Origin of the sequence: Virgibacillus ndiopensis (genome assembly GCF_900187325.1) — a bacterium.
In the GTDB taxonomy this organism is placed as follows: domain Bacteria; phylum Bacillota; class Bacilli; order Bacillales; family Amphibacillaceae; genus Virgibacillus_E; species Virgibacillus_E ndiopensis.
In genome coordinates this window covers 1,011,040-1,027,627 of the sequence record NZ_FZMZ01000005.1, presented here as the reverse complement: position 1 = coordinate 1,027,627, position 16,588 = coordinate 1,011,040, and the positions used below count along the sequence as shown (strand labels likewise).

Genomic DNA, 16,588 nt, shown 5'->3' with positions numbered 1-16,588 from the left:
ATAGATATTATTTTTAGTAAAAGACTGAAGAATACGAACGATAAAGGGTAGTGCTTGTCGCACTACCCTTTAGTATGATTCATTATTATTTTCCGTTTAAGATTGTTCCGAATCACCATTGTCAGGTTCATCTGGTTTGTTAGGTTTATCGTTATCTTTCTTAGGTTCGTCAGGTTTATCGTTGTCCGGGTTAGGTTTATCTACTGGTTTTGAAAAATCGCCGACCTTAACCTCTTTTGAAGCACCTGATTCTAATCCAAAATAATCTACTGCTTTGACGGTGTAAACTGCTTTGCCATCTGGTATTGAAAAACTAGTTTCTGTAGTGCTGCCAACAGCAGAGAATGAAGCTCCTGGTTTAGCTGCACGATATACCCGATATCCAATAACATCTTTACTTCCTGGTTTTTTCCATGTCAACTTACTTCCTGACGTCGATACAGATGTTGGAGCTTTAGGACTTTTCCCGTCATTCTTAATTGTTCCCCCAATGTCAGAACTTGGTACACTTATCTTCTCCCAGGCACTTCTGTTAGTACTTGGAAATAATTGTGTTATATCAGATAGTCTGTCATAACCGTTTCGCTTTAGGAATTCAGGGTTGAAAGTTAACCCATCTCCTCTTGTAAATTCTTTCGGAGTATTTGGTCCAGCTATGACTGCTTTACCATCAACCATTACATACGTACCTTCAATAAGACTGTCATCCGTTTTCGTTGGTACATATTTAGCATTGAATAAATCGGATGTCACTAAGCCCGCTTTTTTACATAAATCGGACGGTAGCATTCCAGAAATAGCACAATAACTCCGCGATACAATACCATCAGGACGTTCGAATTTAGAATTAGGTGCCATTAACTCTGGATTTATTTCAGTTGCTTTGTTAACAAGTTGTGCCCAAAGTTTTTGATTTCGTTGGCTGTAGCTTAAAGGATAATTGCTAAGTTTAAGACTCTTAGGTGTGTCATATCCCATCCAAGTCCCTAAAGTTACATTAGGGTTAATTCCTACAAACCAGGAGTCTTCCCAGTTTTGTGATGTACCTGATTTACCTGCCCAATCAACACTTTGATCTTTTATTTGTGATTGTAAGTAGGTAGCTGTTCCATATTCTATAACATCACGCAATACATCTACAGTTAGATATGCAGTCTGTGGTGAAAATACTTTAACTGGTTCTGATTTATGTTCATAAATCACATCACCATCATTGGTAGTAATTTTGTCAATCATATAGGCATCGATAAATTTACCTTTGTTTGCAAAGGTAGTATATGCATTAACGTTTTCCTCAACAGTTATACCATATTTTGGTCGTCCAAGTGCAAGCGATGGATTCGTATGATCTTCCTCTACTAATGATGTAATTCCCATTTTCTCTAAATACTCAGTAGCTGGGTCTTCGTTAATAATTTTCATATAAGTTTTTGCTGCTGGTATATTAAAGGACTCTGCCAGCGCTTTACGAGCAGATACTATACCATGATAATTTGACGTATAGTTACCAACGTCCCAAACACCACCAGAATATTTAATTCCTCCAGGTATATCGCCGATTGTTGACCCTGGTTGCATAGCTCCTTTTTCAAATGCCGGACCGTAATCAAGCAATGGTTTCATCGTACTACCATTGGAACGCTCACCTTGTGTAGCGTAATTAAAATCTTTAATATCATAACCACGACCACCGACAAAGCTAATTATCTTCCCAGTCTTATTCTCTATTAACATTCCAGCAACTTGAACAGGTTCCTTCCCATTGTCAGGGCCGTAATATTTATAGTCTTTAGCTATTTTTTGGAATGCATCATACGTTTTTTTATCAATGGTGGTATGAATTTTATATCCGTTTTGTCTTAAATTACGATCCGCTAGAATCATATATTCTTCGTTCAATTTCTCATCATTCTCGAGATCCTCTAGTGTATATCCGTCCTCTTTTGCTATTATTGCTGCAATCTTTTCTTTTGCTCGTTTTTCAATTTCTACTGTTAGATACGGATATTTTTCAAGAGGTGATTCCTTTGCTTCTGTAAAATCAGCTATAATATCATAATTAATTGCTTTTTCATATTCCTTTTTTGTAATATATTCTGCTTCGTACATTCGTTCAAGAACTGTTTTCATTCGATTAATCCCTGGCTGTAATCCTTCCTTACTTTTCAATCCACCACTGTTCACGAAAGGTGTGTAATAAGATGGACTTTGAGGTAGACCTGCCAAGTATGCAGCTTGAGGTAGATTAACGTCTTTAGCATCTATTCCAAAGATACCTTGAGCAGCGGTTTGAATACCAGCGATATTTTGACCTGAGGCATCACGACCGTATGGAATAATATTTAAATAAGCTTCGAGTATTTGATCTTTATCAAAAAATCGTTCTAGTCGAAGCGCTAAAAGAATCTCTTTTGCTTTACGCTCAAACGAAACCTCATTGGTTAAAATCTGGTTTTTAATAAGCTGCTGTGTTAATGTACTTCCGCCAGTTTTAATAGGAGCGTTTGTAGCCTCTTGAACTACTGCACGAATAATTGCCTTAGGAACAACACCATGATGCTCTTCAAAATTTCTGTCCTCTGTAGCAATAACGGCATTAAGCAGTGTTTCTGATACATCTTTTAGGTCAATTTCTTCTCTATGTATATCGGAACGAATATTCCCAATGTATTTATTCTCGGCAAAGTACAATTGTGACGTTTCCTCGTAATTGTAGATGTCTTTTTCCATGCTGGCATATGTTCTAACTGGTTCGTCTTTTACCAGGGAGGCGAAATATCCTGCACCGACACCGCCGGCAAAAAAGAATCCTATAACACCAACAATGATAAAAAATAATATAACATTCCAAAATACATCATACGAAATGCGCGAGGAACGTTGAATTTTTCCAGTGTTCCATAGTGATTTCAATTTCTGACCATATTTATGGAGCAATTGTTTAAAATCGTTCATATAATACCTCCTAAAATTCCATCTTATATTATAGCATATTCACTTTTTATGTAGTATAGAAAATAGTTATTTTTTGAAAATTTAGACCAAACTTCTATAGATAAATGTTGCATTTAGCTCACAGATATGATAGAAATAAATAATAATACTATATCTACATGCGTTGAAGGATCGAAGTAGTTGAGCAAATCACTATTATAGAGAGCTGGCGGTTGGTGAAAGCTAGTATATATTTGCTGACGAATTACAATCTTGGAGCTTTTTTCTTTATAGAAAAACGGTGAAGCCCACCGTTAACAACCCCAAAGTGGCATACATATGCAACAAGGGTGGTACCGCGAGTTAAAATCTCGTCCCTTTTTAGTCAAAAGGGACGAGATTTTTTGTTTTATTTAAAAAATTAAAAGGAGATAGAAGTAATGGAGATTTTAAATGATTTACAAAATCGAGGATTAATACACCAAACAACGGATTTTGAAGGATTAGAAAAACATTTACGTGATAATCAGGTAACATTATACGCTGGTTTCGATCCAACTGCTGACAGTTTACATATTGGCCATCTTGTTCCTGTGTTAATTTTAAAGAGATTTCAGCGAGCAGGACATCGACCAATTGCGTTAATCGGTGGTGGTACAGGAATGATAGGGGATCCAAGTGGCCGCTCAGCAGAACGCTCATTAAATGAAGCGGCTGTTGTTGAAGGGTTCAGTAATAAAATTAAACAACAATTAGCTAAGCTACTTGATTTTGATAATGGGGAGAATGCAGCCGTTGCTCGAAACAACCATGACTGGTTAGGAAGTATGACAGTTATAGACTTTTTACGTGATGCAGGAAAACACTTTGGAATTAACTATATGTTAGCGAAGGAATCTGTTTCAGCACGAATTGAACAAGGTATCTCCTTTACAGAATTTAGTTATATGATTTTACAATCACTTGATTTTCTAAAATTGTATGAACAGGAAAACTGTACACTTCAAATAGGTGGTAGTGACCAATGGGGAAATATTACTGCAGGGATGGAGTTAATTCGTAGATCTAGCGGGCAGGACGAGGAAGAAACAAAGGCTTACGGTTTAACAGTTCCGCTAATAACAAAAGCAGATGGTACAAAATTTGGTAAAACTGCCGGTGGTGCTGTATGGTTGGATTCGGAAAAAACATCTCCATATGAATTTTATCAGTTTTGGATTAATACGGATGACCGTGATGTAATAAAGTTTTTACATTACTTTACGTTCCTTGAACAAGAAGAGATGGAACAGTTACAATCGGAAGTGGAAAACCATCCTGAAAATCGGTTGGCGCAAAAACGTCTTGCGGAAGAGGTTACAAGAATAGTTCATAGCCAAGACGCAGTAGAACAAGCGCAAAAAATTTCAGCATCATTATTTAGTGGTGACTTAAAACAACTATCCGCAAGTGAAATCAAACAAGGGTTTAAAGATGTTCCAACGTACGATATGACCAAAGAAGATATCGGGCTAATAGACTTACTAGTTAATGCATCTATCTCATCATCAAAACGACAAGCGAGAGAAGATATTAAAAATGGTGCTATTTATATCAATGGTGAGAGAAACCAAGATATGCAATATACAATAAGTTCAGAAGATCGAATTGAAGATCAGTTTACAATCATTCGTCGTGGGAAGAAGAAATACTTTATGATTAGTTATAAGTAACAGCGATTCTCTCACAAGTAATATAAATAAGACACTCATGTGAGTGTCCTATTTATATTGGAATTGTATTATATTATCGAGATTATTGCCGCTTCCTTAATAAATAAAATAAATAGAATATCTTAAAAGGAGGTGAAAATATATCGTATAGAATATTTTGATACAATGTACGATTCGACTAATAAAAAGAAAGAAGGTTATTGTTACAGAGATGGGCGCGATCGCATGTCCAATAGAGATTGAATAGAAATATAGCTGGTTTAGATTGTGGTAAGAGAAGAGATACTTCATTGTTAACTGGATAGAACTAGTGCTTATTCTTTGTATCATTAAGCACAAGAATTGGGATTAAACTTGCGTCTTCCACCAAAACGTATGGCTTAAAAACTCATCTAAATGTGTTTCGATACGATACAAGAGACAGTTGTTTAAATCATAAAAATAGAAAAACCCTAGAACTCAACATTCTAGGGTTTTTCATAGTACTATAAAAATTATTAACGAGAGTAGAATTCAACAATAAGCGCTTCGTTGATTTCTGCTGGAAGTTCTGAACGTTCTGGGTAACGAGTGTAGCTACCTTCTAATTTATCTGCATCGAAAGATAGATATTCAGGTACGAAGTTATTTACTTCTAGAGCTTCCTTAACGATGTCTAGATTTTGTGATTTTTCACGTAAACTAATCACTTGACCTGGTTTTAAACGGTATGATGGGATATCAACACGTTTTCCGTCAACAGTCACGTGACCATGGTTTACAAGCTGACGTGCTTGTCTGCGAGTACGTGCTAAACCAAGACGGAATACTAAATTATCTAGACGTGATTCTAGTAAACCCATGAAATTTTCACCATGGATACCTTTCATTTTACCAGCTTGATCAAATAGGTTACGGAATTGACGTTCGTTCAACCCGTACATAAAGCGTAGTTTTTGTTTTTCTTGCTGTTGCAAGCCATATTCAGAAATTTTCTTGCGTTGGTTTGGTCCATGTTGACCAGGAGCGTAAGGACGTTTATCTAGTTCCTTACCAGTTCCAGTTAATGAAATGCCGAGACGACGTGATTTTTTCCATACTGATCCAGTAAATCGTGCCATTAGACATTTCCTCCTTTATTATTTTATTTGCATAAAATAGAAGACCGTGTTCCTGTACGTTGCTCATTTTGTTTTCATGTACCATCGCTCCAGCAGCAGAGAGTTACACGATACACCTCTCTTAATTAGAGGAACAAAATGATAACAATCGTCGGTTCACATAGGCTACCTTTTTATTTTACACAAAGCATAGTATATAATTTTTAACAACGGAAGTCAACACATATATGAATATAAACAACATGACTTTATAATTTATTTTTCATCTAATTATATAGGAAAAAACCTTCATTTCCTATATAATTAGATTAGAATTAGAAAAATTCACAAATTCATTAATAGAAAAATTAAATAATAGATCCTCATGAGAGGTGTATTAGATGGCAAGCCAAAAAAAATTAATAGAAAAATTAAGGAGTATCTTTTTTGAGCTAATTTCAGATGTAGCAACTTATTCTTATGATGAACTTCTCTTTATGCTTGCTCAGCAACTGAACAGTTTACTTCATACCAAACATGCGGCTATTTATGTTTACAACAATTGGGATAAAAAATATGAATTATCAACAAATGGTAAACACGGAGATGAACTATTGGATGAAATCATGTCACAATTTATCAATCAAAATCTCTCTTTTATCGAGAGAAATCAAATAGTTCAAGGGACAGTTAATTACAAAGAGACATATATTATTCCATTACAATTGGATAAGGAACTGGCTGGCTTTTTATTATTTTCTGTCGATAAGGATATCACAAAAGAACTAGTTGATTCGTTAAAATGTGAAATAGAACAATTTTTAAAAATAATTAATTATTATCAGGTGGGGAAGGATAATGAACGGAAAAGTAAGTTTTTATATGATTTAACGTCACATTTTTATTCTTCCATTAATAAAAATGACATACTTACAGAAACAACACGAACCCTCCGCAAGTTGTATCCAAGATTCACATTCTATATTCTGCTATCTCAAGATTACAAGGCTGATAGTACTTTGCCAGTTAAGGAGATTGAATATAGTGATGATGCGACTAAGCGAGTAAGTACACAAGCGTTTATCACGGGAGAAGTACAGCTTGAAGATCGCGTAAAAGAGAAAAAGTCGTGCTTATATGCACCACTAAGAGGAAATCAGGGCGTCTATGGCGTGATTCAATTTGTTGCACCACAAACGGTAGATTATTCTCAGGAGGAAATTGAATTTATAACGGAAATAGCAAATATAGTAGGAAAAGCTATTGAAAATGCAACATTATATCAACACTCAAGACATCTTGTTAAAGATTTGAAACGAATAAATGATGCTACACATCAATTGAATTCAAATTTAAAAATAGCTGAAATAACTGAAGTCATGCGACAACAAATAATGGATACATGTAACGCCACACAGGTTGGATTTATTTATAGTAATGAAGAATCAGATAAATTATTTGATGTTTTATCCGGTAGTACTGATTATTTTTACACCAAACAGGGACAAGCTTTTGCAGAATATCTCATTAATCAGATGAACACGGAGAAAGAAGCAATATTTTCAGGAGATTTATCTAAGGACTTCAATGGTCTGCCATATCGCTCCGTTATGGCAATTCCGATGTTACAATCTGCTAAAATCTATGGTGTGATAGTAATTATGCATGATGAATCTTATTACTTCTCCTTTGAAAATTTTAAATTAATGCAATCATTAATTCAGCACTCTACGTTAGCTCTAACCAATTCGATTTTAAAAGAGAAACTGGAAAATGCAGTTATCAAAGATTATTTAACTAAGCTATACTCAAGAAAATATTTAGATGAGAAAATACAATTGCATATGGAAACGGATGAAAAAGGGACGTTGATTTTGTTTGATATTGACGATTTTAAAATGGTAAACGATACATATGGACATCATGTTGGGGATGAAGTGATTATTCAAGTGGCCCAAATTATTACACTTCATTTAGGACAAAACGATATCCCAGCAAGGTGGGGTGGTGAAGAATTGGCCATCTATCTTCCAGATGTGTCAATTGATGATGGTGTCTTTTTGGCGAGTCAGATTCGAAAGCAAGTGGAAAACTTTACTAACCCTTTGATTACGCTTTCTTGTGGTGTATCTACATGGTCTGGTAAATCGAATGATTCGGTAAGAGACGTTTTTCTAAGAGCGGATAAAGCTTTATATGAAGCAAAAAAGATAGGTAAAAACTGTGTTGTGAAAGGGGAGTGGAATTCGCAGTTTTCTTTGACTGAAGAAAGCGCTCCAAATCAATAGTAATCAACCGATAAGCCAAGGAATATTTCAAGGCTTTTCGGTTGATTTAGTTTCGTCGCCTAGTTGTTCTGCTTTAGCTTAAGAATTTTTCTACTATTTTAGCGAACTTTTCAATGTAAATCTGATCTGTCTCATCAAATCTGTTTGTCATAGGGCTATCGATATCAAGTACACCATAGATTTCATCGTTGACAATAAGTGGGACAACAATTTCCGATCTACTTGCTCCATCACATGCTATATGACCGGGAAATTGCATGACGTCTGCAATTCGTTGGGTTTTACGTTCTTTAACGGCAGCCCCACAAACACCTTTTCCAAAAGGTATTCGAATACAGGCAGGTAATCCTTGAAATGGACCAAGAACTAATTCATCTTCTTTCCAAAGGTAAAAACCTACCCAGTTAACTTCATCTAAGAATTGATTCAATAAAGCTGATGCATTAGATATAATTGCTATAGCGTCTTTTTCTCCTTCAGATAAAGCTTCAAGCTGTTTTAGAACTAATTCATAATCCTTTTCTTTATTTCCGGAATAATTTTTAACTTGAAACATATACATTTTCCTTTCAATTGATGGATTTCGACATTCGCTTGCACTTATTGTCGAGAAGTAATTGCAGGATAATTACCTGCTTTGTCGTATTTGTGAAATAAGGAGTTGAAATACCATGAAAAAGAATCCGTCAAAACTAAAAGTAATGGATGCGGCATCTGCATTATTTTTTCAAAAAGGCTTCCATGGCACTTCTGTACGTGATATAGCCGAGAAAGCAGCTGTGAATGTGTCGTTGATCAGTTACTACTTTAATAGTAAACAAGGGTTGTTGGAATATGGTGTAACCCAATATTACGAAACATATCTTAAAGCGATTGAAGAAACATTGCAAAAAACTGAAAATGACACCGAGTTGGAAAGATTAAAAAAGTTAATAAACACCATTATACAGTACAAACAAATTAATCATCAATTTTCCTGTTTTATTCATCGTGAACTATCGCTTGATTCAGTTTTTGTGAGGGAAATGGCTGTTACATATATTGCTAAAGAAAATTACTATATTAGAGAAACTTTTTATGCCGTTTTAAAACCACAAAAACAGTTGGCAATGGATCGTGACTTTCTATTAATGCAACTAAAAGGAATGATTATTACTCCGTATGTATTACAGAATGAGTGGAAAAATCAAGTTGTTGGGGAGGAGTCCCATAAACTATTTGTGAAAAAATATGTTCATTCCATTAATAATTGGCTAGATTTTATTGTTCAGTAATTGATAAAGGTTGCATCTGGCGACCTTTTTTTATAAACGTATAAAAAAATTTGTCAAATCGTTAATTTATTTGATTTTTTTTAGCAAAAAATGTTGTTTACATGGTATCATAAGTATAATAATAACTGAATTGACGGATTTAATAGTTGTTTTTTTATTGATACCTGTCTTCAAGAGAGCATATTGTTAAAACATCCTCTTACACAGGAATAGAGTTAGGAGGCTTTATATGGCATATTTCATTGGAATAGTACTAGTAATTATAGCATTAATTATTGTTGGCCTTATATTGCGGAAGCGGATATATGATATTGTAGATCGGCTAGAAAGCTGGAAAATGGATATTATGAACCGTAATGTTGCATCGCAGATTTCCCAAATAAAAAGTTTAAATTTGTCTGGAGAAACACAGGAAAAATTTGAAACCTGGAAAGATCGTTGGGAATATATTGTGACAAGGGAATTGCCGGATATTGAGGAAGAATTATTTGATGCTGAGGAAGCTGCTGACCGTTATCGCTTCCAATCCGCTAAAAAAATATTGCGGAAAGCAGAACAAATATTGCAATCAATCGAAAATGATATTGAAAAAATGTTAGAGGAATTGGACCAGCTATTAGAGTCAGAAGAATCTAGCCGTATTGAAATCGAACAAATTCAACCAGATATTAAAGCATTGCGAAAGAAGTTATCACAAAATCGATATCAGTATGGTAAAGCAGAAGTACGTTTTGAAGTTGAAATTGATGAACTTGAGGAAAAGCTAGCTGAATATCATAATTTAACACAGTCTGGTGATTATTTTGATGCTCAAAAAGTTGTTGATGAATTGAAAGTTAATCTTGAAATCCTGCAGCAGCAAATTGAAGAATTTCCTGCTATTCTGAAAGCCTGTAAACATGATTTACCAGCCCAGTTAGATGACCTATTTACTGGATTGAAGGGGATGAAGGATGATGGCTATCGTGTGGAGCACCTAGGCTTTGAGAAAGAAATACATAATTATCAACGTCGCTTGTTAGATTGTGTTAATTCTTTAGAAAAAGGGGACACATCAGATTCTAAATCAATTATTTCAGAAGCTGAGGAAAGAATAAAAGAAATGTATCAACTCTTGGAGAAAGAAGCAATAGCAAAAAGCTATATGGAAACCAAGACTCCAAGCTATCGCATTTTATTAGACGAGCTGGGTACCAGCTTTGATGATACGAAGGTAGAGGTTGAACAATTAAAACAAGCATATTATTTTGAAGACAGTGATATGGAAAAATATTTATCATTAGATAAAACAATTACACAGCTTCAAAAGCAATTTAAGGAACTCTCCCATGATATGGAAAACGAAGATATGGCACATTCCGATTTACGTGTAATATTGGAGGGGGGCTTTCAACAGATAGAAGCCCTACAGCAGGAACATGAAGAATTTAAGAAACTTATTCATAACTTGCGTAAAGATGAACTAGAAGCAAAAGAAAAATTAACCGAAATGAAAAATCAGCTCTATAACACCATGAAAAAGTTAGACAAAAGCAATATTCCGGGTGTTCCAAACCATATATGGGATATGGCAGAGGCAGCTAACGAAAAAAATGTCCGTGTATTGAAGGCATTAGAAAAGCAACCATTGGATATTACAGAAGTACAGCATGCCTTAGCTGAAGCGCAAATAGCTGTAGATGATGCGATAGAAAAAACAGATATGATGCTTGATCAGGCTTATTTGACAGAACAAGTAATTCAATATGCAAATAGATATCGTAGTATGTATCCACTACTCGCGGCGAAATTAGCGGAATCGGAACGTTTATTTAGATCATATGAATATGAGGTTGCCCTTGAACAGGCCGCTAAAGCATTAGAAGAAATTGAGCCGGGTGCATTAAAACGTATTGAAGAAAACCAAGAGGTAATGAGTTAATATGTCCGTGAAAAAAATAAGCATTAGCATTCTATGTGCTTGTGTTTTGGGGTTATGGACCTTTGTTATTACATTATCTATACAACAGGATAAAGCAGTACCATTTGAAACACATCGATATTCAATTAAGGATTTTGTTGAAAAAGAAATTCCAAGTAAGCAATTGGTAAAGGTCAATAAACAAAGAAAAGTTATTGATTTAACACGTTTTACAGAGAATGATAATAAAGTTTCAATCGATGCCATATTAGCTTCATTAAACAAGGAATAGATAAAAGGCTGTCTTATGCAAAAGGGATATTACGATATCTTTTTCTTAAGTCAGCCTTGATTGTTTTAATTTATTGTAACAACATCAAGAGGAGATTAAACCAATGATTTATTTAGATAATAGTGCAACAACAAAACCACATCCGTCTGTTTTAAAAAGCTTTCAGCAGGCTTCTGAATCTTTTTTTGCTAATCCTTCTTCCATTCATCAATTAGGAGGAGAAGCAGAAAAATTATTATTAAAGGCGAAAGAGCAAGCAGCTGAGATTTTACACGTAAATAATAATGAAATCATTTTTACTTCTGGTGGTACAGAAGGAAATAATATGGCAATTAAAGGAATTGCATTTGCACATCAAGCACGTGGAAAGCACATAATTACATCGCAGATTGAACATCCGTCTGTAATGGAAGCTTGTGCAGCATTGGAAACATTAGGATTTGACATAACCTATTTACCAGTTGATGAAAATGGGGTAGTATCATTAGAGGATTTAACACAAGCTATACGAAATGATACTATTCTTATCAGCATCATGCATGTAAATAATGAAATTGGAACTATACAGCCTATCGAAAAGATAGGAGAAATTGCAAAAAGATATCCAAAACTCTTTTTTCATGTTGATCATGTTCAAGGGATAGGTAAAGTTCCATTGAAATTAAACAACAGTGGAATTGATCTGTGTACGATCTCAGGTCATAAGATTCACGGTCTTAAAGGTACAGGTATATTGTATGTTAATAATCGGACAAAGCTTTTCCCGTTATTTCATGGTGGAAATCAAGAGCAGGCAATCCGTTCAGGTACTGAAAATCTCGCTGGCTCTGTTGCAATGGTTAAAGCACTAAGATTAACTAAGGAGCGTCAAGCAAATGAAGCGAAAGAGCTTGCTGAATTAAAACGTTATCTCAGAGTTAGTTTGCAGAAAATAGTTGGTGTCAAAATTAATACGCCTGAAATAGCGGCACCACATATCATAAATATTTCTGTTCCTGGCTTGAAGCCTGAAGTGATTATTCATATACTAGGTGAACAAAATATATTCATCTCGACGAAATCTGCTTGTTCATCAAAACAAAAAGATGAAAGCAGGATTTTAGAAGCTTGTGGATTTTCTAAGGAACGTACAACATCTGCATTACGAATAAGTCTCTCATATGATACGACAAAAGAGGAAATCCAGACGTTTTTACAAGAGTTGGAAAAAGCATTAACACAATTAAAAGAAGTAATGGAGTAGATATAAATGCAATATGATCATATTTTAATTCGTTATGGTGAAATGGCCTTAAAAGGTAAAAATATTAAAAAGTTTATTGTCAAATTACAAGAAAATATTCGCCATAAATTAAAAGACTTTCCAGAAGTAAAAGTTAAACGTACACAGGGAAGAATGTTTGTCTTGTTACATGGACAAGATCCTGAACCTATTCTAGAACGGTGTAAAGATATTTTTGGAATTCAAAGTCTCAGTTTAGCAATAAAGGTTATAAATGAAGAGGAAAAGATTAAAGAAGCAGCATTGTTCGCATTGAACAATAGTGAACATGTTAAAACTTTTAAAGTCTCAGTAAAACGAATTAATAAGGATTTTCCAGTTCGTTCACAGGAAATGAACCAATTAGTCGGTGGCCATCTGCTTATTAATACGGAAGGGTATACAGTGGATGTTCATAATCCTGACCTTGAAGTTAAAATAGAAATCAGAAATGAGGCAACCTATATAACTTCTAGTGTGATTGCTGGATCAGGTGGCTTGCCTGTTGGAACATCTGGAAAATCATTGCTATTACTATCTGGAGGTATTGATAGTCCAGTAGCAGGATATTTAGCAATGAAGCGCGGTGTTGAGATTGAAGCTATTCATTTTCATTCACCACCATTCACTAGCGAAAGAGCAAAACAAAAAGTATTAGATTTAGCACAAAAATTGACTAAGTATGGGAACAGTATTAACGTTCACCTCGTTCCCTTTACAAAGTTACAACAACAAATTTTCAAAGACATGCCAGATGGGTACGCTATGACTGTTATGCGCCGAATAATGCTACGAATAAGTGAAACAGTTTGCCGAAATGAAGCTATATTGTCTATGACAAATGGAGAAAGCTTGGGCCAAGTTGCTAGTCAAACAATGGAAAGTATGAATGTAATCAATGAAGTTACCAACTATCCAATAATACGTCCGTTAGTTGCAATGGATAAAAATGATATTATAAAAATTTCCCGAAAAATAAATACGTATGATATTTCAATTCGTCCGTATGAAGACTGTTGTACAATATTTGTTCCAAAATCTCCGAAAACAAAGCCTAAACGAGACAAGGTAAATTACTTTGAATCACAAGTAGATTATTCTGAATTACTAAGAGAGGCAATTGAAGGTATTGAAGTAGTTAAATTAACAGATCAAAACGATTCAGTAAATGAGTTTGAGGATTTGCTTTAATGAATAGCATTATTCTTATAAAAAACTGGTCTAGCTAACAACAACTTCCAACTTGTTCTGTGTATTGTTTATCCCCTTGTTACACATTCTATAAGTACCAAGGAGGTGAGAACATCATGGCTTCTAATAATTCAAATCAATTAGTAGTGCCTGGTGCACAACAAGCATTAGATCAAATGAAAACGGAGATCGCGCAAGAGTTTGGCGTACAACTTGGTGCTGATACAACTTCTCGTGCAAACGGGTCTGTTGGAGGAGAAATCACAAAACGTTTAGTGACTACTGCACAACAACAATTTGGTGGTACTCCACAATAACAATAAAATAATTAACTGGCAAAACGGCTACCTCATATTGAGGTAGCCTTATTTCTTGATGTTTATTTTTTTTAATTAAGGTGCTTTACTCATATTTTTATATACAGCAACAAACTTTGCAAAAAGAACCTGTTATAAGAATGTTCGCTTTACTCGGTCCCAATAGGAATTATTTTTCAATTTTACCGTTTTTATAACCTTATCACTAAGTGTTACCGTAATAGTTTTAATGTTCTTAATAGGAAATGCTTCATTATCTAGACCAATGATTGGATAATCATTACCACTCTGAACAATATCCAAGGTTAATTTTCTATCATTGTTTAATACAAAGGACGAACCAAGAGTACGATACCGGTTGTTGTTTAATGACGCTAGTTCTGAAACTTGGAAGCATGGAATCTTGGGATCAATGACAGCACCATGCGTTGATTTATTGTATCCAGTACTTCCGGTCGGAGTTGCAACAATTAAGCCATCTCCACGAAATGTCTCAAAGTTCATATCATCAATTAGTACATCTATTACAATTGTTTTAATAATAGTTGATCGAATACTTACCTCATTTAAACATTCAAAAGATGATTCGTCGTTCACTTGAACGTTAATTACTGGAAAGCGTCGAACTTCCATTTCCTCATAAACCATTGTATGCAGCATTTCATCAAAATTGTCTAAATTGAAATCACAATATAACCCTGATTCATTTGAACGCGTTATTCCTGTGTATAAACAGTCCTGGCGAAATCCGGTTTTTCGAACAGCTTGTAAAAAGGTACCATCACCACCAATACTAACGATTATACTTGCATCATTTGGGTCATTTACAATTGTGAAATCATTTTTAATAGCTAAATCAAATAATTGCTGAAGTCTACTCTCTAATTCATTATCTTGTTGATAGTAAAAATATATGTTTTTACGATTAGGCATGTAATCACCTCGAGTTAAAAGATTCATTTCAATTTAAAGTAAAGGAAATATAAATTTCTAGCCCAATGAAATTTCGATAGAATAAGCCATGTCAAAAAACTAGTAACTGTACGCTTCAGACTTTTGTTTATTTTACCATTTAAAAATAGTTTTTCCTAACAAATAGGAATTATCGGATTGAAATTGGTAAATAGTAACAGAGTATAGAATATATCGTTTTCTTCTTAAATGGAGTTGATTTGAATTGTTTTGGATTATAGTAGGGGTTGTCTTACTTAGTATAGTATTGTGTTCAAAAATAAATATTAATTTTATATATACATACGAACAGGATAAACAGTTAATTATTATTCGTATGCGTTTTTATGGGATAAAGCTTCTAAACAAGGTTATTGATCTTGATGAAGTTGAAAATAAAGATTTATGGAAGAATCCATTTAGAGGGAAGACATTTTTGGAGAACTTAAAACAAGTTGACAATTTCGTTCACAGTATCATAGAAACTGTTGATACTTTTACCATGACAGCACGAATTTTTTTAAGAAGAATTCAAGTACATAAATTGGAATGGAATACGTTTTTTGGGACTGGGGATGCCAGTTCTACTGGGATTATTGCGGGTGGCATATGGGCGGTTAAAGGTTCTTTAATTGGATTTATAGACACTACGAGTCACTTATCCTGTAAACCGATTATGTCTGTTTCCCCTCATTTTCAACGGAAATATATTAATTCAAAATTTGATTGTATTGTATCAATAAGAATAGGGCAAGCTATGTACGCACTTATTAAAGTGATACGAAAATCATCACTGAAAAATGAAGTTTATATTTAAACAAGGAGGATCTTTATGAGTGAACATCCAATACAAGGTTTAATGACGACAGCAATGGAAAATTTAAAGGACATGATTGAAGTTAATACGATTATCGGTGATCCAGTGGAATCGCCTGATGGTAGCGTAATTATACCTGTTTCTAAGGTTGGATTCGGCTTTGCTGCTGGAGGTAGTGAATTTAGCGGAAAGAAAAAAGGTTCTGATAAAAGTGGCGATAGCGAAGATTCAGGATCAGGTATGCCGTTTGGTGGAGGTAGTGGTGGAGGTGTATCTATTACACCTGTTGCATTCTTAATTGTAAGTGCAAAAGGAATTAAAATGGTCCATCTTGATGAAAATACACATTTGTTTGAAAAAATGATCGATTTTGCTCCACAAGTAGTAGAAAAAGTTCAACAAATGATAAAGGAATCGGGTCAATCTAAGAAGTCTACGAAAAAGGACAAAGAACATAAAGAAAGTAAAAGTCATGAAGAAAAACCACAACAATCAATTTATGATATCTAATAAAATGTACACTGATTAATGGTATTTTTCAGGATAAATTAATGGACAGGTGATGGAATATT

Annotated in this window: 14 protein-coding genes and 1 other annotated feature; of the genes, 10 read left to right on the top strand and 4 right to left on the bottom strand. The window is 34.4% G+C overall.

Features of this window, described 5'->3' with window-relative positions; translation table 11 throughout:
• Positions 1 to 96: 96 nt before the first annotated feature.
• On the bottom strand, positions 97 to 2,955 hold the full coding sequence (locus CS937_RS12550) for a transglycosylase domain-containing protein (RefSeq protein WP_099158792.1): 2,859 nt from the start codon (positions 2,953 to 2,955) through the stop codon (positions 97 to 99).
• Positions 2,956 to 3,109: 154 nt separating this feature from the next.
• Positions 3,110 to 3,316, top strand: a binding site (T-box leader).
• Between the two features lie 58 nt (positions 3,317 to 3,374).
• Here CS937_RS12550 and tyrS point away from each other — a divergent pair.
• Entirely contained in the window at positions 3,375 to 4,646 is a 1,272-nt protein-coding gene (tyrS, locus tag CS937_RS12545) for a tyrosine--tRNA ligase (protein WP_099158791.1), read from the top strand.
• 497 nt (positions 4,647 to 5,143) lie between these two features.
• Here the strand turns inward: tyrS and rpsD are convergent, their stop codons facing one another.
• The gene (gene rpsD / locus CS937_RS12540; RefSeq protein ID WP_099158790.1) at positions 5,144 to 5,746 is read right to left on the bottom strand and encodes a 30S ribosomal protein S4; all 603 of its coding nucleotides are present in this window, start codon (positions 5,744 to 5,746) and stop codon (positions 5,144 to 5,146) included.
• A gap of 380 nt (positions 5,747 to 6,126) precedes the next feature.
• Here rpsD and CS937_RS12535 point away from each other — a divergent pair, with 380 nt between their 5' ends.
• Complete coding sequence (locus CS937_RS12535) at positions 6,127 to 8,013, top strand: sensor domain-containing diguanylate cyclase (RefSeq protein WP_099158789.1); 1,887 nt, start codon at positions 6,127 to 6,129, stop codon at positions 8,011 to 8,013.
• A 73-nt stretch (positions 8,014 to 8,086) separates the two neighbouring features.
• Here CS937_RS12535 and CS937_RS12530 read toward each other — a convergent pair whose 3' ends face one another.
• Positions 8,087 to 8,569 carry a GAF domain-containing protein gene (locus tag CS937_RS12530; RefSeq protein ID WP_099158788.1) on the bottom strand — a complete coding sequence of 161 codons (483 nt, stop codon included), beginning with the start codon at positions 8,567 to 8,569 and terminating at the stop codon, positions 8,087 to 8,089.
• A 115-nt stretch (positions 8,570 to 8,684) separates the two neighbouring features.
• Here CS937_RS12530 and refZ point away from each other — a divergent pair, with 115 nt between their 5' ends.
• The 6 genes from refZ to CS937_RS12500 all read left to right on the top strand — a co-directional run bounded on the left by refZ (position 8,685) and on the right by CS937_RS12500 (position 14,248).
• Positions 8,685 to 9,287 carry a forespore capture DNA-binding protein RefZ gene (gene refZ / locus CS937_RS12525; protein WP_099158787.1) on the top strand — a complete coding sequence of 201 codons (603 nt, stop codon included), beginning with the start codon at positions 8,685 to 8,687 and terminating at the stop codon, positions 9,285 to 9,287.
• 229 nt (positions 9,288 to 9,516) lie between these two features.
• Complete coding sequence (gene ezrA, locus CS937_RS12520; protein ID WP_099158786.1) at positions 9,517 to 11,208, top strand: septation ring formation regulator EzrA; 1,692 nt, start codon at positions 9,517 to 9,519, stop codon at positions 11,206 to 11,208.
• 1 nt (position 11,209) lies between these two features.
• Positions 11,210 to 11,479 (top strand): hypothetical protein, encoded by a 270-nt coding sequence (locus CS937_RS12515; RefSeq protein ID WP_099158785.1) that lies wholly within the window; start codon positions 11,210 to 11,212, stop codon positions 11,477 to 11,479.
• A gap of 103 nt (positions 11,480 to 11,582) precedes the next feature.
• Positions 11,583 to 12,722, top strand: coding sequence for a cysteine desulfurase family protein (locus CS937_RS12510; RefSeq protein WP_099158784.1), 1,140 nt, complete (start codon positions 11,583 to 11,585; stop codon positions 12,720 to 12,722).
• Positions 12,723 to 12,728: 6 nt separating this feature from the next.
• On the top strand, positions 12,729 to 13,931 hold the full coding sequence (gene thiI / locus CS937_RS12505) for a tRNA uracil 4-sulfurtransferase ThiI (RefSeq protein ID WP_099158783.1): 1,203 nt from the start codon (positions 12,729 to 12,731) through the stop codon (positions 13,929 to 13,931).
• Positions 13,932 to 14,047: 116 nt separating this feature from the next.
• A complete protein-coding gene (locus CS937_RS12500) occupies positions 14,048 to 14,248 on the top strand; it encodes an alpha/beta-type small acid-soluble spore protein (protein ID WP_099158782.1) in 201 nt (66 codons plus the stop codon).
• A gap of 132 nt (positions 14,249 to 14,380) precedes the next feature.
• On the opposite strand, the gene CS937_RS12495 is transcribed toward CS937_RS12500, so the two are convergent.
• Entirely contained in the window at positions 14,381 to 15,181 is an 801-nt protein-coding gene (locus CS937_RS12495) for an NAD kinase (RefSeq protein ID WP_099158781.1), read from the bottom strand.
• 244 nt (positions 15,182 to 15,425) lie between these two features.
• On the opposite strand from CS937_RS12495, the gene CS937_RS12490 reads away from it, so the two are divergent.
• Both CS937_RS12490 and ytfJ read left to right on the top strand, forming a co-directional pair.
• The gene (locus CS937_RS12490) at positions 15,426 to 16,016 is read left to right on the top strand and encodes a DUF2953 domain-containing protein (protein WP_099158780.1); all 591 of its coding nucleotides are present in this window, start codon (positions 15,426 to 15,428) and stop codon (positions 16,014 to 16,016) included.
• A gap of 15 nt (positions 16,017 to 16,031) precedes the next feature.
• Positions 16,032 to 16,526 carry a GerW family sporulation protein gene (ytfJ, locus tag CS937_RS12485; protein WP_099158779.1) on the top strand — a complete coding sequence of 165 codons (495 nt, stop codon included), beginning with the start codon at positions 16,032 to 16,034 and terminating at the stop codon, positions 16,524 to 16,526.
• Positions 16,527 to 16,588: the final 62 nt, after the last annotated feature.